Origin of the sequence: Paracoccus sp. FO-3, from assembly GCF_006386455.1 — a bacterium.
Classification (GTDB): domain Bacteria; phylum Pseudomonadota; class Alphaproteobacteria; order Rhodobacterales; family Rhodobacteraceae; genus Paracoccus; species Paracoccus versutus.
Map to the genome: position 1 here is coordinate 16,473 of NZ_VCBQ01000051.1, position 18,451 is coordinate 34,923.

Annotated in this window: 13 protein-coding genes and 1 pseudogene; 7 read left to right on the top strand and 7 right to left on the bottom strand. The window is 63.7% G+C overall.

The window, feature by feature from the left end; all coding sequences use genetic code 11:
• Window positions 1-120 precede the first annotated feature (120 nt).
• The 4 genes from FE811_RS15010 (at window position 121) to qatD (ending at window position 4,835) form a co-directional block, all read left to right on the top strand.
• Window positions 121-1,989, top strand: coding sequence for a P-loop NTPase fold protein (locus FE811_RS15010; protein ID WP_140848029.1), 1,869 nt, complete (start codon window positions 121-123; stop codon window positions 1,987-1,989).
• 238 nt (window positions 1,990-2,227) lie between these two features.
• A complete protein-coding gene (qatB, locus tag FE811_RS15015; protein ID WP_219848888.1) occupies window positions 2,228-2,821 on the top strand; it encodes a Qat anti-phage system associated protein QatB in 594 nt (197 codons plus the stop codon).
• The gene (gene qatC / locus FE811_RS15020) at window positions 2,818-4,095 is read left to right on the top strand and encodes a Qat anti-phage system QueC-like protein QatC (protein WP_140848035.1); all 1,278 of its coding nucleotides are present in this window, start codon (window positions 2,818-2,820) and stop codon (window positions 4,093-4,095) included. Before qatB ends, qatC begins: the two co-directional genes overlap by 4 nt.
• Complete coding sequence (gene qatD, locus FE811_RS15025; RefSeq protein WP_140848038.1) at window positions 4,092-4,835, top strand: Qat anti-phage system TatD family nuclease QatD; 744 nt, start codon at window positions 4,092-4,094, stop codon at window positions 4,833-4,835. The genes qatC and qatD overlap by 4 nt, the downstream gene beginning before the upstream one ends.
• Before the next feature lie 142 nt (window positions 4,836-4,977).
• On the opposite strand, the gene FE811_RS15030 is transcribed toward qatD, so the two are convergent.
• From FE811_RS15030 to FE811_RS15060, 7 genes and pseudogenes are all read right to left on the bottom strand, one after another.
• On the bottom strand, window positions 4,978-6,663 hold the full coding sequence (locus FE811_RS15030; RefSeq protein WP_140848041.1) for a hypothetical protein: 1,686 nt from the start codon (window positions 6,661-6,663) through the stop codon (window positions 4,978-4,980).
• 173 nt (window positions 6,664-6,836) lie between these two features.
• Window positions 6,837-9,176 (bottom strand): type I restriction endonuclease, encoded by a 2,340-nt coding sequence (locus FE811_RS15035; protein ID WP_181180875.1) that lies wholly within the window; start codon window positions 9,174-9,176, stop codon window positions 6,837-6,839.
• 312 nt (window positions 9,177-9,488) lie between these two features.
• Window positions 9,489-10,730: a site-specific integrase gene (locus FE811_RS15040; RefSeq protein ID WP_140848047.1), complete on the bottom strand. Its 1,242-nt coding sequence runs from the start codon at window positions 10,728-10,730 to the stop codon at window positions 9,489-9,491.
• Window positions 10,731-10,927: 197 nt separating this feature from the next.
• Window positions 10,928-11,575: pseudogene (locus tag FE811_RS15045) on the bottom strand (RadC family protein); the annotation flags it as partial.
• Window positions 11,576-11,620: 45 nt separating this feature from the next.
• Window positions 11,621-12,775 (bottom strand): molecular chaperone DnaJ, encoded by a 1,155-nt coding sequence (gene dnaJ, locus FE811_RS15050; protein WP_036759083.1) that lies wholly within the window; start codon window positions 12,773-12,775, stop codon window positions 11,621-11,623.
• An 81-nt stretch (window positions 12,776-12,856) separates the two neighbouring features.
• Window positions 12,857-14,773 (bottom strand): molecular chaperone DnaK, encoded by a 1,917-nt coding sequence (gene dnaK, locus FE811_RS15055; RefSeq protein WP_036759063.1) that lies wholly within the window; start codon window positions 14,771-14,773, stop codon window positions 12,857-12,859.
• 257 nt (window positions 14,774-15,030) lie between these two features.
• On the bottom strand, window positions 15,031-15,852 hold the full coding sequence (locus FE811_RS15060; RefSeq protein WP_036752462.1) for an ABC transporter permease: 822 nt from the start codon (window positions 15,850-15,852) through the stop codon (window positions 15,031-15,033).
• A 142-nt stretch (window positions 15,853-15,994) separates the two neighbouring features.
• Between FE811_RS15060 and cysQ the strand changes: the two genes are divergently transcribed.
• The 3 genes from cysQ to FE811_RS15075 all read left to right on the top strand — a co-directional run.
• Window positions 15,995-16,792 carry a 3'(2'),5'-bisphosphate nucleotidase CysQ gene (gene cysQ / locus FE811_RS15065; protein WP_116222042.1) on the top strand — a complete coding sequence of 266 codons (798 nt, stop codon included), beginning with the start codon at window positions 15,995-15,997 and terminating at the stop codon, window positions 16,790-16,792.
• A gap of 5 nt (window positions 16,793-16,797) precedes the next feature.
• Window positions 16,798-17,598, top strand: a complete 801-nt coding sequence (locus tag FE811_RS15070) for a 3-deoxy-manno-octulosonate cytidylyltransferase (protein ID WP_116222043.1) — start codon at window positions 16,798-16,800, stop codon at window positions 17,596-17,598.
• Window positions 17,598-18,451, top strand: an 854-nt coding sequence (locus FE811_RS15075; RefSeq protein WP_140848049.1) for a glycosyltransferase family 2 protein, incomplete at its 3' end; no start/stop codon positions are given. The genes FE811_RS15070 and FE811_RS15075, both read left to right, overlap by 1 nt.

An 18,451-nucleotide genomic window follows, 5' to 3' on the forward strand; every position in this document is an offset into this window, starting at 1 on the left:
CTGGAAAAACTTGGAGGCAGGGTCAGCAACACTCGCCTTGGCGCCGATTCCTGTCTAACTTTAAGTAAACAGATAAAGTAGTTGCGCGATTCGGCGCGAGCAGAGGATTAATCCGAACCGATGTGGCCCGACAATGAGACAGAACGGGACTTCCTGAATTTCTCAGGCGTCGCAGACACGGTGGCGGAGATCATCGTTCAGGCGCGAGGACGACCGATCTCTATTGGTGTGTCCGGCGCTTGGGGCATCGGCAAATCCTCGCTGATCAAGCTCACTCAGGCGTCGCTGGCTGCGCGGCCCCGCAAGGAAGGCGAGCGGGAATTTGTGTTCGTCGAGTTCAATGCCTGGCTTTATCAAGGCTACGATGATGCGCGCGCCGCGCTCATGGATGTGATCGCGACGAAGCTGGAGAAGGAAGCCGAGGCTCGCGAGAAGGCGATCGACAAGGCGAAGGCCCTGGTCAAGCGCGTGAACTGGCTGCGGGCGGCCAAGCTCGTTGCGGGATCGACGGTGGCAATGTCGCTCGGTCTGCCGCCCACCGGATTGATCGGCGAGGTGTGGGGGTTGGGCCAGCGCTTCTTGTCGGGCGGGGTCGACGGCACGCTGATCGAGGAGGCGAAGGGCAAGGCGGGTGAGGTCGCCGCGACGGCGAGTGGATTACTCAACCCGAAGGAGGAAACATCGCCACCCAAGGAGATTCAGGCGCTTCGGGACAACTTTGAGGAAACTCTTGAGGACCTTGGCGTCACGCTGGTGGTGCTGATCGACGATCTCGATCGCTGCTTGCCCGAGACGACGATCTCGACGCTTGAGGCGATCCGGCTGTTCCTGTTTCTGAAGAACACCGCCTTCGTGATCGCCGCCGACAATGACATGATCAAACATGCCGTTCGACGGCACTTTGAGGGTGTCCCCGATGATCTCCTCGTCACCAACTACTTCGACAAGCTGATTCAGGTGCCAATCCGTGTGCCGCCCTTGGGCACTCAAGAAGTACGCGCCTACATGATGCTCTTGTTCGTTGAGAACAGCGACCTTGCGGATGATGTAAAGGAGAAGATCCGTAGTGGAGTCGTCGCCCAATTGCGACAGACTTGGGCAGGCAAGCGCGTCGACCGCGCGTTTGTGCAGTCGTTGCACGATCCCTTGCCTGCCGAGTTGATCGGCCGCTTCGACACCGCAGACCGCCTGGCCCCGCTCATGACGACGGCGTCGGGCATCCTTGGCAATCCACGCCTGATCAAGCGATTCCTCAATGCGCTCGCTATCCGCATGACGATCTCCAACGCGCAGGGCGTCGGCGTCGATGAGGCGGTCCTGGCCAAGCTGCTGCTGTTCGAGCGGCTCGGCAACGCGAAGGCATTTGCCGAATTGATGGCACAGGTGAGTGCCAGCGACACCGGCAAGCCTGTCTTCCTCGCCGAATGGGAAGAGAAGGCTATTGCGGGGCAGGAACAGGCTCTGCCAGCACCTTTCGATGAGCCCTTTTTCGCTGAGTGGCTGACGCTGCCGCCGACACTCGCTGACACGGACCTGCGGGGAGCCCTGTATGTGAGCCGTGAACATGCGCCGCTGATCACACCCGAGGACCGCCTTTCCTCGGAGGCGGCCGAACTTTTAACGGCGCTCTTGCAACATCCGGAGATGGCGTCGAGCCTGAAAGACCGACTTCTGCGGGTGCCTCGGACCGAAACCACCGTGATCATGGACCGGCTTCTGGACCGTGCGCGACAGGAGCAGGAGTGGGGCGTGCCAGCCGTTCTGGAAGCCTGCCTCGTCGTGGCCGACGCCGACCCGCCGCAGGGTGCGAGGCTTGCCGCTTTCCTAGGCGAGCGTCCCGCCGCGCAGATCCAGGCGAATATCGTACCGAAGATCGGAGACCAGCCATGGTCGAAGGGGGTCTTCGACATCTGGGATCGGGGGCAGGTGTCCAGGCCGGTTAAGGCGGCGATCAAGAGGCAGAGGGAAAATGGGAACGTCACAATCTAGTGGAGGCCCGGGCAGCGGCGTCTCGATGGTGCCACCCTGGACCCCGGACCCGCCTACGGGAGAGGCGTCTGGCAATGGGGCGGAGGGCGGGGACGCTCCAGCCGATGACGGTGTTGCGGTTCCCCAGGTGCCGCCGCCGGCGCCCGCACCACTTGCCCCACCAGCCCGCTTCCTCGGTGCGCGTCGTGCGCTAGGCGAATTCGCAAAGTCAGGCGATGGTGGGGACATGCGGCGCAGCATGGGTCACTACGTCCGGACCGGCTATGGCGGATCGGCAACAGCGACTCGGCGCTTCGGAGGTACGGCGACGACCGCCGGTGCGCTTGGCGGAGCGCTGGCGCGCGCTGCAGCGGGACAGCCCGCCGAGCCAGGCAGCCCGCTTGATCCGGCGCTCCTCGCCGGCCGCAATGTGCAGGAAGTCATGAACGCCGTTGTGGAGGCGGTTCGGCCGGTCGACGGGACGCAGGACGCAGAAGCTGAGCGCGCGGCAATTCGGGATGCCTTGACCGAGCTTCTTACCCGGTTCCCAGATGCGGATCTGCTAAATCTCGACCCTGAGCAGCGCGCCTTCGCCATCGAGCGTTTCACGGCAATCGACGTCTTCCGTCGCTTTGAACTCGATCTTGGCAAGACCATCGTTGAGAAGGCGCCGAGTGCGGTGACAGCTCTGTCTCGGCTCAAGGAAGTGCGGGACTATGTGAAGCAGAGCGTGGCAGCGGCATTCCGCAAGCTGCGCGATGCCGGACGCAGCCTTACCAGTGGTCGCATCAGTCAGGTTGTTAGGGATGCTCTGAGGGAGACATTCGAGGTGTTTGAAGGATACGCGGAATGAGGCTGGCCTGCGGTCCAGACGGCGCCGATCTGCCCGACGGTGAAGGTATCATGCGCGTGGTCCTTTACGGCCAGCCACAGGCCCAAGGACAAGGAAGCGCTGGAGATGCGGCGAGATCCGAGATCCAACGCCGACGACTTGACCCGGCCCCGCGGGCCTGGGACTTGTTGTCGATCGCGTTGAGTGTCGTGACTGCAGATTTCGCGGTCTTGCGCGACAAGAGCCCGGACGGGTGGACACGAGAGATCGAACTCGACATTGCCGTGGCGGACGCGCCGTTCTGGAACGGGCAGGCCCGGGCCTTGGCCGAAGCGCTCGCATTCCTCACGACCGACCGCTGGACCTTGCGATTTCACGAGGGTGGGATGCTGCCCACGCCGCCTCGTGAACCAGTCCGGCCGCCTGAGAGTTGTGTGGTACTTCTGTCCGGCGGGCTAGACAGTTTGATCGGAGCGATTGACCTAACCGCGGCGGGCCACAAGCCATTCGCAATCAGCCAGACAGTTCGAGGCGACGCGAACAAGCAGGTCGACTTTGCCGCAAAGATCGGGGGCGGTCTCGGACACCTGCAACTAAACCACAATGCACATACGCCGGGTGTGCAAGAAGCCTCGCAACGGGCGAGGTCGCTTGTTTTCATCACCTTTGGCGTGATCGCTGCCACGGCCCTCAAAGCCTATCGGGAGGTCGCGGAGGTGCCGCTCTTCGTGTGCGAGAACGGCTTTATCGCCATTAACCCGCCTCTCACTGGCGGGCGGCTCGGAAGCCTCAGCACTCGCACGGCACATCCGGAGTTCCTGGCTCGTCTGCAAAAGGTGCTGGATGCGGCAGGTCTTCGTGTCAAGATCACCAATCCTTATGCCACGAAGACCAAGGGCGAAATGCTCCAAGAGTGCGCCGACCAGAATTTGCTTCGCGCCGAGGCTGCGCGCTCGACGAGCTGTGGTCGATTCCAACGGTTCAACTATCGCCAATGCGGGCGATGTGTTCCGTGCCAGGTCCGACGGGCGGCGTTCCTCGCGTGGGACGCCAGCCAAGATACGACAGATTACGTCTACGAACCGATCGGAAAGGATGATGTGGATCACTCGGGGTTCGACGACGTGCGCTCAGTCGCGATCGCGCTTGCTGCCATCAAGGCAGATGGCCTTGAGGGGTGGCTCGGTCATGCGATGGCGTCCCCGTTCATCGCTGATCGACCAGCTCTTGTCGGTATGCTTGAGCGCGGTCTTGAAGAGCTTCGCGCGCTTCATCAGGCTTACGGCGTCAAATGATCGATTTCCACGCGCACCTAGACCTTTATCCTGATCCACACACCGTAGCGCGCGAGTGCGTCGTTCGCGATCTCTATGTTCTTTCTGTCACGACAACTCCGTCAGCGTGGTCCGGAACGGCGGCGCTGACAAAGGATGCGCCGCGTATTAGAACAGCGCTCGGACTGCATCCGCAACTCGCGCATGAACGTAAAGGCGAGCTTCCGCTGTTTGAGCGCCTGTTACCGCAGGTTCGGTATGTTGGCGAAATTGGCCTCGATGGTGGTCCAGAATACCGGCGATATTGGCTGGACCAGGAGCGTGTCTTCACGCGCGTACTCAGTCTTTGTGCTCGCGTCGGGGGCCGCGTCATGAGCATTCATAGCCGTCGCGCGTCCACCCAGGTCCTTGACGCGCTAGAGATGGAGTCCGGTGCGGGCATAGCGATCCTACACTGGTTTTCGGGAACACAAAGGGAGCTTGCGCGCGCGGTCGATTTGGGGTGCTGGTTCAGCGTTGGCCCGGCCATGTTGGCCGGTGACAAGGGGAGGGCACTGGCGGCCAAGATGCCACGGGATCGAATCCTTACAGAGACGGATGGCCCTTTCGTACAGGTTGAAGGGCGAATGGCATGGCCGTGGGATGCAGATCGAGCGGTAGAAGCGCTGTCGCAGATCTGGTCAGAGCCCGTCAACATGGTGCAGCGCCAGCTCGTTAGCAATCTCCGCAGGCTGACCATTTCCAGTACCACTAGCGACTGACTACCCGTAGCTTGGCCGCCGCGCTCTAGCTTGGATTATAGTTCCCTGGAAGCGCAGAACCGCTTCATCTCTCTGTCCTGAAGTAACTCCGGACGGAAAACTGTTTCACATTCGTCGTGGAATTGCTCTCGTGTCGCGCCTCCTACTCGGTCGCTCGGACACCGGACGGAGAGCGCTCATAGGCCATGGCAGCCTGAACCTCGGCGCGGATCTCCTGACGCGACTGGCGCTTCGGCAGGACTGGCACAAACGACTCGATAGGATCGGCGGGAACGGTCGCGTTGATGTCAAGGTCGGTGAGGGCGCTGGCGCCATGCTGGCGGCGGTCGAACACGGCGATCGGGTGCTTCAGAAAATGCTGATCGAACATTGCCGTCATGCCGGAAGATGACAATCTCGCCAGTTCGTTTCGGATCTCCCTGCCGGTTTTCCAGCCAATGACATAGCGTTTCGTTCTATCGCGTGCCGCTTCGAGCACCGCAATCGCCGCCTCGGTGAAGCCGCCGCTGGTCCAGAATTCGAAATGCACCCTCGAGGTGTTGAATCGGTCCTCGCCTTTCGTAGCGCCGTATATGCCAGGCACTTTCTCGGTCAGCCATGATTCGACTTCCGGGGCATCGATCAGATGGTCGGGTTGATAGCCCTTGCACTCGTAGATCCAGACCTCGCCGGCGACGACCCTGCGCACGTCGAGTTCGGCTTTGAAGGTGTCGTGGCGGATGAGATGGTTGATATCGATCGATCCGCCGAAGCGGGCCTGAGCGACGTGGCCGACCACAAGTTCGAAGAGAGAGCCGCGCAGGTTCCGATCCGCCCCTTCGATGCTGCTTAGTCTGTCGAATAGCTCACCGATGACCTCTGGCTTGGCGACCGCGACCGCAGCGGCCTTGCTCAGGGTTTCGAGCAGGGTGGCGAGCCCAACGGCAACGTCGCGTCCGAACAGGTTCTTTGGCGTTGCCAGCATGATGCCGTGCGCGCGCCCGAGATTGAACGCCTCTTGTGTATATCCATCCGCCATCAACACGGGCATGAAGGGCGGAAGGTTCTTCAGGTAGGACGACAGGCTGAATTTGCGGATGAAGGCCGCGACAGCATGTTCATCGACGGCTGCACCAGCAATGACATCGCACACCAAGAAGCCAGGCTTTGGCGGCGCATCTTTCTGGCGGCGTACGATTGGTACCATGTAGGACGGGCCGCACAGATCCCAATTGAACGTGCCGAACGTCGGCAGGCGATCGGTCTCTCCCCTGATTTCGATCTTGTCATAGCTCGCAACGCCCAGGCGCCGAGCCCAGTCACGTAGTGCCAGGAGCAGCATCTTTTCGACGACGAGCCGGGCGCGTACCCGCTGGAAGTTCGGATGGCCAAGGCGCCCGTCAGCGCGAAGGGCGACGACGGGCCCGACGCCCTGTAACTCGCCGCGCTCGATGAGGTGAACGGCTTCAAGGCGTTGCAGCACAGTCTCGCTCGATACTTGCCCTCGCTGGCGGATCGGAGAACCACTGATGATGGCGAATTGGTCCAGCGGTACGACACCGTCACGGGCTTGAAGCGCGGCGAGTGCGGGTCCGTATGCCGGGCTGGCTTCGCGGATATCGCGGACCAGAGCCGTCCAGTATTGCTCGGTGCCCTCATGCTTGGCGTGATAGAGAAAACGGGCGTTGCGGGGGAAGACCAGCCCCTTCAGTCGGCGCACATTGGAGCCAGAACGACTGATTCGTTGCCTTGCAACATCCGCCGAACACCCTTGCGCGATGAGCTTGCGAGCGACGTCTGACGACAGGGCAGGTCCATCCACAAGCAGGATCGATTCCACAATATTCATGGCGCGCACCCTCGTTGTCACACTCCGCTATTTATAATTATACTACAGGGGCGGCCCTCCATTTTCGAGCCCGTCGATGCACAATAATTTACATATCTATATCAATAGCTTGATCCTCGGCTGTGTGGCGATGTTGGCCGACCCGCGTCACGGTCGTTTGTCACAGCGCTTTGTTAATGGTCTTCCGCATGGCGCAGAAAAGCTGGACGGACTGTGTCGACCAACACCTTGCGCGCCCATGCGGCAAGGACGTCATCTGTCGACCGCGTCAGCATTCGCAGGGCAATATCCAGGCGGGCCGTCAGATAGATGCTGTCGATGTCCATTGCTGCCGAGACGAACGCGTTGCGATCCTCGCGCGACTCGGTCGACAGGTATTTCAGGATCGATTGCGTCACCGCCTCCACGACGCCGGCATTGTGACAAACGAACTGGCCGCCCTCGTCGGTGTCGTGAACCGGCACCGCGTCCATCAGGAGATCGTTGCGCGGCTGCCGCAGGACGAAATCTGCGGTTCCCACGAGCAATAGCGCTTCTGGATCAAGCCGGTGCGTGGCGCCGTCGACCTTAGCCGCGAACCGCCTAGAGGCCAGTTGTGAGAGGATTAGCCATGCATGGATGTTTCCGAAGGATTCGCCCTGATCGTTGCCGCTCTCCACAATGTGGTCTTCGCCGTTGATCGTCAGGATCATTGAGCCATCGTCCTGCGGGCGGATATCGATTGGTCCTACTCCCTCGACCCAGCCCGAGAGATGCTGCCCGGCATGCATTGTTTCCCGAGTAGGTTTCATGTCCGCTAGCGCATCAAAGAGGGCTAGGGGAATGCGTCCGTTGTCCGAGCCGAGATCTAGAATGGCTTGAGCGGCGACGATGTCACCGAACAGAAGATTGCTGGCTGCGCCGGCAAGCCATTCGGCGGCATCGACAGGGTCGTCTTCGACCCTTTCGCCCAGTTCAACGGCAAGATAGCGCGCGATTTCGCTCGCCAGAAGCTCAGGGAGGCCGATGGTCAGGATGGAAATGTTCCCGTAGGCAATCGACGGGGTGAGATAACCTTGCTTGAGAAGCCACTCCAGGTCTGAGCTCGGAAGGATGCCCTCCAGCGTCGCCCGCCGGACAAAGTAGCGGCCCATAAGTTCGAGCGCCATGGCGTAGGGCTTGGTCTGATCTTGGGCGTCGGCGGTGATTGCTTTGCCAAGCGCCGCGTATCGCCGTCTTAGCTCGGGGTCGCAGAAGTTGGCGCGTGCCTGCGCGATGATTTCAAGTCCGGGCACTGCCGGAAATATGCCGATCCCCTCGCGCTTAATTCCCGAGAGACGTGTCGCCATGGCCTGCAGTAGCCAGAGACGGCGCAAATCCGAGCTGTGCTGACCACCATCCATGATGCCCATATCCATCTCGGCCAGTGCTTTAAGCGCGTCGATATATTCCGGCTCGGTGAGATCCCCGACTTCAATGACTGTGGCCCGCCGGCCGATGGCTGACTCGCGGCGACCGTCCGCGCTTCTCAGCACGCGCCGGGTGGCGTCCTCGTCCAGGCCGACAACAACGCGCAAGGCAGGACCGAACGCGCTGGATGTGAGGTCTTCAATCATTCGGACATCGTCGCGATCTTCGGGATCAAGACGGTCTATGGCGAGCACGAGAGCCGGTCCGCCGGCGCGGGAAATCTGGCGCACCCAGTTGCGCGCCGTCTCCAGATTAACGGGCCAGTCAAGCGTGTCGGCGAGAAGATCGGAGACTTTTCGGAAGACTTCGCTTGCTCCACATTCAAGGAACAAGCCACCGGCTGCTTGGAGGTCAATAAGGCGAACAAACTGTTCTAGGACATTGGTCTTTCCTACAAGGGGCGGGCCAGAGACCAGCACCAGTAGCGAGGTACGGAGCTTGTGGGCGAGTTGGCAGGTCGCGAGTCGGCGGATCTTCAGCGGACCAAAAGGGCGCAGTGGATGGTTTGGGGTGGCGGTGAGCTCATTAATGGCCCTGGCCGAAGCGGTCGCCACGGCGGCCGTCCAGACTCGCGGATCGGTTCCCATCAGCGTCGCGATGGCGTTGTCGCGATCACCTGCGGCCAGTTTCGCCGCGGAGACCATCAAACCCTCAAAAATCTTCGCATCCGGCGACCCTGCCGTATAGGGCTCTCCCGAAAAGGTTTCGATGATCCGTGTTTCGTCGCCGTTGGTAACAACGACGAAGGGAGCCATGACGGGTAGCAGGCGCGCATAGGAGAGACCTTGTTCGCCGTCGTTCGCCGTCAGCAACGTGCCGCGCTTTTTCAGTTCCACTATGGCCAGCGGCTTGTCATCCAGAGTCAAAAGGATGTCGGCCCGCCCGCGCTTGATCCAGCTTTCGCGCCCCTTGGTGGTGATCTTGGCGTGCCCGAGACGGATCGTGAATTCGATCTGATGCTTGATGTTGGCCGCGCCCAAGCGTGGAAACGCAACCTCGATCGCAGCGGAGATCGCGGTTTCGAGGTCGTATTCCGTCGGGTTCTTTGGGATGTTACTGGTCACATGCTCTCCAACGTCTAGGCTGCTCGCCAGCTGAGGCGTTCATTTTCGGCGATCGAGAACTCAGGTAGCTGCGAATGGGACTATAATGGAACCGCGCTCTGTCCATCCCAAGCGCAAGCCTTGGTGCGCCTGCCTGGCACAGCAGGTCGCCGACACTGGGGGAGCCAAGGAGACACTGCACTATCAATTGGTCGAGCGGATACATACGCCCAATGCCGCTCGTTCGGTTGTTATATGTGATCTCGCGGTGAAAGGTGAGACGCTTAACAGTGGCCTCTGCGCGGCGAGGGGAGGGCTTCGGCGGCCGCGACGTCATGCGGCCGCCTTCAGGTGCTTCTTCGCCAGCATCGCCCGGACGAACTTGTCCCATTTCGCCATCCCGGCCCGCTTCTCGGCCATGTAGTTCCAGCGGTCGTAGTGCTTGGAACTGACGTCCTGCAAGGCGTGGTTTTGCAGCCGGTCGCGGATTTCCTTCGGAACGCCCGCCTTGCCGGCCAGCGTCTTGAAGGTCCGGCGCAGGTCACGATTCGTCACATAGGGGATGACGCCGCGATCCCGCTGGCGCCACATGAACGAGTAAAGCGTGCCGTGGCTGACCGGCTTCGACGGATCATGGGCCGACGGGAAGAACCAGCCGTATTCGTTGACGTTGATCGAGGCGAGCAACTCCGCCGCAAGCGAAGGCATCGGAACGGAATGGGGCTGTTCGTTCTTGGTCCTGGACCAGTCGATGATCTTCTCTTTGGCATCCCACTGGTCGATGTGAAGGCCGGCGATCTCCTGCACCCGCTGTCCGGTCAGCATGATGAGCCTGACCGCGCGAGTATAGGGCGGATGGACCGGCGTGTCGGGGCATTCGAGCCAGCGGTAGAGCCGGACGAACTCGTCCTCGTCGAGCCAGCGCGTGCCCTTGACTTTGGGTTCGGTCGGGATGCCCGAAGCCGGATTGAAGGGGATGCGGAAGCGACGGGGGGACTGTTGCCGGTAGTCGTTGTCGGACTTCATGCCCCAGCTAAAGGCGGCATGGAGATAGGAGCGCACATGATCCGCCATCGACTTCGCGCCACGCTCGTAGATCGGACGGATCAGTTCGATGACTTCCTCGGCCTCGATTTCGCGGGCGAGACGGTTGCGCCCCAGCGTGTTGGCAACCTTGTTGAGGCCCTTTTCGGTCTCCTTCCAGGAGGGTTTTCCGGCTTCCTTGAGGGCGGCGACATAGCCTTCGAACAGATCGGCGACCGTGCCGGGGCGGGTGTCGGTGGCGATCTTGATGCTCCGGCCCTTCTGGATCACGTCGGCAAAGTCGCGCTTGAAGATCTCGCGCGCCTGGGCGAGCGACATCGAGGGATAGGAGCCGATCTTTTTCTTGGTGCGCTTGCCGTCCCGCCACTGCTGGGCCATCCAGTCGGCGGTGACGCGCTTGGGCATGGGCTTCAGGACGAGAAGGAGGCGGCCGGTGCCGCGCCCTTCGCCGTCGGCGAGGTTTTCCTGTTTCTGGCTCGTCTCGACCCGCTTCAGGGCATGGCGGATCGTGGTGTCGGTCAGGGCGGGCATTGGGGTTTCCTCCTGTTCCGCGACTGGGATCGGTTAGGGAGAAACGGGGATCGCTAGGTGGGATCGGGAAGCCGTTTTCTACCCCTTTTACAGCCCCCAATTTGCCATAACCGCCCCCACTACGCAACGCCGGAAAGTGTCAAAATCCCTAGTGTTTCAGCGTGATTGAGCGGGATCGTTCGTGATCATTTTCAATTAGTGGGGTGGTTGTGGACCAGGATCAGCGCGCTGGCGGTCAGTTCCAGCGCCCGGCGCATGATCTCGCGCGGATAGACCGGGACGTGATCGACGGTGCCGCGGGCCTGTTCCTCATCCGCGATCAGCACGTTCTTGCGGTCGAGGTAAAGCACGCGGAACTGTTCGATCTCGCGATGCGCCATGGCGGTGTGGCAATAGTCCAGAAGCGCGTCCCAGCTGGTCAGCACCGGGCGGTGCATGACGCGCGAGCGCGCCAGCCGCTGCGCCGCGGCCTCGACGATCTTCAGCTCCTGCACCACGGCGGGGCCTGCGCCCGCAACCTCGGCCAGCCGGGCGGGCGGGGCCGAAAGCACGCGGTTGAAATCGCCGAAATGGTCCAGCAGCCGGCGCGCCAGCGGCTTCACGTCCTGGCGCGGAATGGCGCGGAACAGCACCAGCTCCAGCAACTCGTAATCGGGCATCGCGGCCGCGCCGCCCTGCATGAAGCGGTCGCGCAGCCGGGCGCGGTGATCGGCGATATAGCTGGGCGGGCGGTTGCCGCGCGCCGGGAGGGCAGTCCCGGCGAGCGGCGCTTCGTCCCCCGCGGATCCTGGCACGGGGGCGAAAAGCGGAAGCGGAGCTTCGTGAAAGGCGCGATTCGGTTCCATGCCGCCAGACTGGCATGGAAAGATGAACGGGCGGTTAACGCCGGTTCACCCTTTCATCTCGTCCCAGAAGCCCTTGATCTTCTGAAAAAATCCATGGGTCTGCGGGTTGTTGTCGGCGTGGATCGCCTCGAACTCGCGCAAAAGCTCCTTCTGGCGCGCGGTCAGGTTCACCGGGGTTTCGACCGCCAGCTCGATCAGCATGTCGCCGGGCTCGCCGTTCAGCCCCGGCCCGTGGCGCAGGGGCGGCATGCCCTTGCCGCGCAGCCGCAGCTGCTTGCCCGATTGCGTCCCGGCCGGAACCTTGACGCGCGAGCGGCCGCCGTCGATGGTCGGCACCTCGATCTCGCCGCCCAAGGCGGCGGTGGCCATGCTGACCGGAACCTGGCAGGCCAGCATGCGGCCGTCGCGCATGAAGATCGGGTGTTCCTTGACCTCGATGAAGATATAGAGGTCGCCCGCCGGACCGCCGCGCATGCCGGCATCGCCCTCGCCGGCCAGGCGGATGCGGGTGCCGGTCTCGACCCCGGCGGGGATGTTCACCGAAAGTGTGCGCTCTTTCTGGACACGGCCGGCGCCGCGGCATTCCTGACAGGGATTCTTGACGATCTGGCCCTGGCCGTTGCAGGTCGGACAGGTGCGCTCGACGGTGAAGAAACCCTGCGTCGCCCGGACCTTGCCCATGCCCGAGCAGGTGGGGCAGGTGGCGGGTTCGACCGCGCCCTCGGCGCCGGTGCCGTTGCAGGCGCCGCAGGCGACCGAACCGGGCACGGTGATGGTCTTTTGCACGCCGTTGAAGGCTTCCTCCAGCGAGACGCGCAGATTGTAGCGCAGATCCTGGCCGCGGCTGGCGCGCGAGCGCCCCCCGCCCCCGGCCCGGCGGCCCATCATGTCGCCGAACAGATCCTCGAACACGTCGGCAAAGGCCGAGCCGAAATCGCCCTGGCCGTTGCCGCGGCCGAAGCCGCCGCCGCCATTCTCGAAGGCGGCATGGCCGAAACGGTCGTAGGCGGCCTTCTTCTGGTCGTCCTTAAGGCAATCGTAAGCCTCGTTCACTTCCTTGAACGCGGCCTCGGACAGCTTGCAATCCTTGTTGCGGTCGGGGTGCAGCTGCTTTGCCTTGGAGCGGTAGGCCTTCTTGATCTCGTCGGCCGAGGCGCCCCGAGGAACGCCCAGCACCTCGTAATAATCACGTTTCGCCATGTTCATCGCGTCCGGGGTCTTTCAAGAAATGACCGGCCCGTGCGGGTCTGCATCGGGCCGGCCGGGTGGCTCACATCGCGCTTACTTGCGCTTGTCTTCGCCGAGATCCTCGAAGTCGGCATCGACGATCTCGTCATCCACGTCGCGCGGGCCGGCGTCGCGCTCGGTCTCGCCGGCGCCCGCCTCGGCCTGGCTGGCCTTGTAGATGGCCTCGCCCAGCTTCATCGAGGCGTCCATCAGGTTCTGGATGCCGCCCTTGATCTTGCCGGCATCCTCGGACTTGAGGGCCTCTTCCAGCGCGCCCACGGCCAACTCGATCGCCTCGACGGTCGAGCCGTCCACCTTGTCGCCATGCTCTTCCAGCGACTTCCTGGTGGTGTGGATCAGGCTTTCGGCCTGGTTCTTGGCCTCGACCAGCTCCTTGCGCTGCTTGTCGGCCTCGGCATTGGCCTCGGCGTCCTTGACCATGCGGTCGATCTCGTCATCCGACAGGCCGCCCGAGGCCTGGATGGTGATCTTCTGCTCCTTGCCGGTGCCCTTGTCCTTGGCCGAAACCGAGACGATGCCGTTGGCGTCGATGTCGAAGGTCACTTCGATCTGCGGCATGCCGCGCGGCGCCGGCGGGATGTTTTCCAGGTTGAACTGGCCCAGCAGCTTGTTGTCCGCGGCCATCTCGCGCTCGCCCTGGAAGACCCGGATGGTCACGGCGTTCTGGTTGTCCTCGGCGGTCGAGAAGATCTGCGACTTCTTGGTCGGGATGGTGGTGTTGCGGTCGATCAGCCGGGTGAACACGCCGCCCAGCGTCTCGATGCCCAGCGACAGCGGCGTCACGTCCAGCAGAACCACGTCCTTGACGTCGCCCTGCAGCACGCCGGCCTGGATGGCCGCACCCAGCGCCACCACCTCGTCGGGGTTCACGCCCTTGTGCGGTTCCTTGCCGAAGAAGGCGGTCACTTCCTCGACCACCTTGGGCATGCGGGTCATGCCGCCGACCAGCACGATCTCGTCGATGTCGCCCTTGGACATGCCGGCGTCCTTCAGCGCGTCCTGGACCGGCTTCATCGTGCGCTTGATCAGGTCGCCGACCAGGCTTTCCAGCTTGGCGCGGGTCAGCTTCATGACCATGTGCAGCGGCGTGCCCGAATCCTTGTCCATCGAGATGAACGGCTGGTTGATCTCGGTCTGGCTGGAGCTGGACAGCTCGATCTTGGCCTTCTCGGCGGCTTCCTTCAGGCGCTGGAGCGCCATCTTGTCCTTGGTCAGGTCGACGCCATGTTCCTTTTTGAACTCCTCGGCGAGGTAGTTCACGATGCGCATGTCGAAGTCCTCGCCACCCAGGAAGGTGTCGCCGTTGGTGGATTTCACCTCGAACAGGCCGTCGTCGATTTCCAGGATGGTGATGTCGAAGGTGCCGCCGCCGAGGTCATAGACCGCGATGGTCTTGCTGTCCTTCTTGTCGAGGCCGTAGGCCAGCGCGGCCGCGGTCGGCTCGTTGATGATGCGCAGCACTTCGAGGCCCGCGATCTTGCCGGCGTCCTTGGTCGCCTGGCGCTGGGCGTCGTTGAAATAGGCGGGCACGGTGATGACGGCCTGGGTGACGGTCTCGCCCAGGTAGGATTCGGCGGTTTCCTTCATCTTTTGCAGGATGAAGGCGGAAATCTGGCTGGGCGAATACTTGTCGCCGCGCACCTCGACCCAGGCGTCGCCATTGCCGCCGTCCACGATGGCATAGGGGACCAGCTTCTTGTCCTTCTCGACTTCCGCGTCGGTGGTGCGGCGGCCGATCAGGCGCTTGACGGCAAAGACCGTGTTCGACGGGTTGGTGACGGCCTGGCGCTTGGCGGGCTGGCCGACCAGACGCTCGCTGTCGGTGAAGGCGACGATCGAGGGCGTGGTGCGCGCGCCTTCCGAATTCTCGATGACCTTGGGTTGGCTGCCATCCATGATGGCGACGCAGCTGTTGGTGGTTCCGAGGTCGATGCCGATGACTTTGGACATGCAATAACCTTTCTTGCGGCGATATTCTGGGCCTTGGGTCCACAAGCGGCCCCCGAAGCCCGATCCCTGGGTTGACCGAAGGGCGCCTGGTTCGGGAACCCTTCGAACTTCATGGGCCTATATAGGAAGGGGTCTGGCGGGCTGCAAGCAGACCCGAGGGCAGAAAACATGCGCCCCGCGCCCGTGTCGCAAGCGCCCCTGCGGCGGCGGGCGCGACCCGGCGGGCGGGGGCGCAGGAGAGGGGGCGGGGGCCGCCGTCACCGGCCGGCCGCCCAGCTGATCGAGACCGCCTTGCGCGTCGCGTATTCCGCCATCAGCCCGATCATCAGCAGCGTCAGCGTGGCATAGAGCGGATAGTCCAGCGACGAGTTGCGCGGCGAATAGTTGATGAAGGCGAAGCCGCGCGTCTGGTCGATCAGGTGGAACAGCGGGTTCCAGGAAAACATCTGCAGCATCGCGCTGGGCATCAGGTTCGCCACGAACATCTTGCCGGAAAACACCATGTTGATGCGCTGGTAGAACTGCGTCAGCACCTGCGCCGCCTGCGGCCACCAGGGCCGCAGGGCCAGGAAGATCAGCCCGATGCAGCAGCCCGAGAACCAGGCCAGCACCAGCATGGCATAGCAGGCCAGCGGGTTGTCGATCTGGATCGGCTGGATCATGTAGTGATAGCCGCTCAGCACCACGACGGCCGAGAAGGTCTGCTTGTAGAGCGAGGCGAGCGCCGCGGCCGAGATCATCACCGCGGTGTTCATCGGCCCGTGCTTCATCATCTGGTTGTTGGGGTTGCCGGCCATGGCCACCGCGCCCATGGCCTGCGAATGGGCCATGAACATGAAGATCCCGGACATGATATAGACGATGTAGTCGCCCCGGATCGGCGCGTGGCGCATGCCCATGATGGCGAAAAGCAGATAGAAGCCCAGGATCATGCTGATGGCCTGCACCACCGTCATGATCAGCCCGACCACGGCGTTGCGCTGGCCCTTGCGCAGGTTGTTGACCGTCACGTGATAGATCAGCGACAGCGTGGTGAAAGCGGCCTCGACCATGTTGCGGCTGCGGTGCTGGGTGAACATGGTCTGGATGGCTCTGGCTGCGGTTTCGGTTATGGCTTTCGCGGGGTGCTTGCCCTGCGCGGTCCGCCGCATCATAAGGAAGCCGACAGCCGTGTTCAATCGGCGCCGCATCCCCGATGCTTCGGGACGGAAAGGAAAAACCATGCAATTCGATCGAATGATTGCCGAAATGCGACGTCTTGCCCTGCGGGCCGGCGACGAGATCATGAAGATCTATGGCGCCGAGGATTTCGATGTGCGCGCCAAATCCGACGCCTCGCCCGTGACCGAGGCCGACGAGGCCGCCGACGCGCTGATCTCGGCCGGGCTGCGCGCGGCCTTCCCCGACATCGCGCTGGTGACCGAGGAACAGGCGGCGACCCATGGCCAGAGCCTTTCGACCTTCCTGATCGTCGATCCGCTGGACGGCACCAAGGAATTCGTGCAGCGTCGCGGCGATTTCACCGTCAACATCGCCTATGTGGAAAACGGCGTGCCGCGGCTGGGCGTGGTCTATGCCCCGGCCAAGGGACGGCTGTTCTATACCACCGCGCAGGGCGGCTCGGTCGAGGAAAAGGGTCCCTTTGGCGAAGAACCGGGCGAGCTGACGCCCATCGGCGTCAACTCGACGCCCGACAACCGGGCGCTGATGGTCGTCGCCTCGAAATCGCATCGCGACGCGGCGACGGACGACTATATCGCCCGCTACGGGGTGCGCGACATGACCTCGGCCGGCAGCTCGCTGAAGTTCTGCCTGGTGGCGACGGGCGAGGCCGATCTTTACCCGCGCCTGGGCCGGACGATGGAATGGGACACCGCCGCGGGCGACGCGGTGCTGCGCGGCGCGGGCGGCGAGGTGGTGCGATTCGATGACCACGCGCCGCTGGCCTATGGCAAGCCGGGGTTCGAGAACCCGTTCTTCATCGCCTTCGCCCCCGGCGTGCTGCTGGTCAAGGACTGACGCCCATGTCCGTCGTCATCGTCATCCCCGCCCGCCACGCCTCGACCCGCTATCCCGGCAAGCCGCTGGTCGAGCTGCGCGGCGCGACCGGCGCGGGGCTGTCGCTTATCCGCCGCAGCTGGGAGGCGGCGCGAGCCGTCCAGGGCATCGACCGCGTGATCGTCGCCACCGACGACGAGCGCATCCGCGCCCATGCCGAGGGTTTCGGGGCCGAGGTCGCCATGACCTCGACCGCCGCCCGCAACGGCACCGAGCGCTGCGCCGAGGCGGTGGCCAATCTGGGCGTGTCGCCCGAGATCGTGGTGAACCTGCAAGGCGACGCGCCGCTGACGCCTTCCTGGTTCGTCGAGGAGCTGGTCGCCGGGCTGCGCGCCGATCCCGGCGCCGACGTGGCCACGCCGGTCCTGCGCTGTTCGGGGGCCATGCGCTCGGACCTGATCGCCGACCGGGTGGCGGGGCGCGTCGGCGGCACCACCGCCGTCTTCGGCCATGACCGGCGGGCGCTGTATTTCTCCAAGGAAGTGATTCCCTATGCCGCGGCGGATTTCGGTCCCAGCGAGCCGACGCCGGTCTTTCACCATGTCGGCGTCTATGCCTATCGCCCGGCGGCGCTGGCCGAATACCCGACCTGGGACGAGGGCCGGCTGGAGGTGCTGGAAGGGCTTGAGCAGCTGCGCTTCCTGGAACGCGGCCGCCGCATCCTCTGCGTCGAGGTCGAGGCGAAGGGCCGCGAGTTCTGGGAACTGAACAACCCCTCGGACGTGCCCAAGCTGGAAGCGATGATGCAGCGCATGGGCATCGCCTGATGCCCGAAGGCGGGCTGCCTTCGATCAGCATCATCGTCGTCTCGCGCCACCGGCCGCAGGCGCTGGCGCGCTGCCTGGCCTCGCTGGCCGGCCAGGTCCATGCCGGTTTCGAACTGGTGCTGGTGGCCGATCCCGCCGCCGTCGGCATCTGCCCGGAACTGCCGGCCAAGCGGCTGGCCTTCGACCAGGCCAATATCTCGGCCGCGCGCAACGAGGGGCTGGCGCTGGCGGCGGGCGAGGTGGTGCTGTTCATCGACGACGACGCGCTGGCCGAGCCGGGCTGGGCCGGGGCGCTGGCCGCGCCCTTTGCCGATCCGCGCGTCATCGCCGCCACCGGCTTCACCCGCGGGCCCGACGGGCTGCGCTGGCAGGTCCGGGCCGAGCGAATCACGCCTTCGGGCGCCACCCTGCCGCTGCATGTCGCCGAAACCGCGCTGCTTGCGCCCGAGAACGGCTGCCCGGTCAGCACCATCGGCACCAATTCCGGCTTTCGCCGCGACGCGCTGCTGCAGATCGGTGGCTTCGATCCGGCCTTCGCCTATTACCTGGACGAAAGCGACGTGAACCTGCGCATGGCGGCGCGGTTTCCGCAGGGGCTGACGGCGGTGGTCCCGGCGGCGCAGGTGATCCATGGCGCCGCCCCCGGCGCCGTCCGGGGCGAGGCCGGGGTGCCGCGCGATCTGACCGCCATCGGCCGTTCCGCCGCGATCTTCGCCGCGCGGCACGGCGGCGATGCGGGCTGGCTGCGCGAAGGCCAGCGCCGGCGGCTCCTGCGGCATATGGTGGCCGGCCGGCTCGACCCTTTCGCCATCGCGCCGATCCTGGCGACGCTGGACCGCGGCCTGGCGCAGGG

Excerpts from the sequence above, each read along its gene's own strand:
- cysQ (WP_116222042.1), top strand. The coding sequence starts at position 15,995 with ATGCAATTCGATCGAATGATTGCCGAAATGCGACGTCTTGCCCTGCGG.
- FE811_RS15040 (WP_140848047.1), bottom strand. The coding sequence starts at position 10,730 with ATGCCCGCCCTGACCGACACCACGATCCGCCATGCCCTGAAGCGGGTC.
- FE811_RS15070 (WP_116222043.1), top strand. The coding sequence starts at position 16,798 with ATGTCCGTCGTCATCGTCATCCCCGCCCGCCACGCCTCGACCCGCTAT.
- qatD (WP_140848038.1), top strand. The coding sequence starts at position 4,092 with ATGATCGATTTCCACGCGCACCTAGACCTTTATCCTGATCCACACACC.
- FE811_RS15060 (WP_036752462.1), bottom strand. The coding sequence starts at position 15,852 with ATGTTCACCCAGCACCGCAGCCGCAACATGGTCGAGGCCGCTTTCACC.
- qatB (WP_219848888.1), top strand. The coding sequence starts at position 2,228 with ATGGGTCACTACGTCCGGACCGGCTATGGCGGATCGGCAACAGCGACT.
- dnaJ (WP_036759083.1), bottom strand. The coding sequence starts at position 12,775 with ATGGCGAAACGTGATTATTACGAGGTGCTGGGCGTTCCTCGGGGCGCC.
- qatC (WP_140848035.1), top strand. The coding sequence starts at position 2,818 with ATGAGGCTGGCCTGCGGTCCAGACGGCGCCGATCTGCCCGACGGTGAA.
- FE811_RS15010 (WP_140848029.1), top strand. The coding sequence starts at position 121 with ATGTGGCCCGACAATGAGACAGAACGGGACTTCCTGAATTTCTCAGGC.
- FE811_RS15030 (WP_140848041.1), bottom strand. The coding sequence starts at position 6,663 with ATGAATATTGTGGAATCGATCCTGCTTGTGGATGGACCTGCCCTGTCG.
- dnaK (WP_036759063.1), bottom strand. The coding sequence starts at position 14,773 with ATGTCCAAAGTCATCGGCATCGACCTCGGAACCACCAACAGCTGCGTC.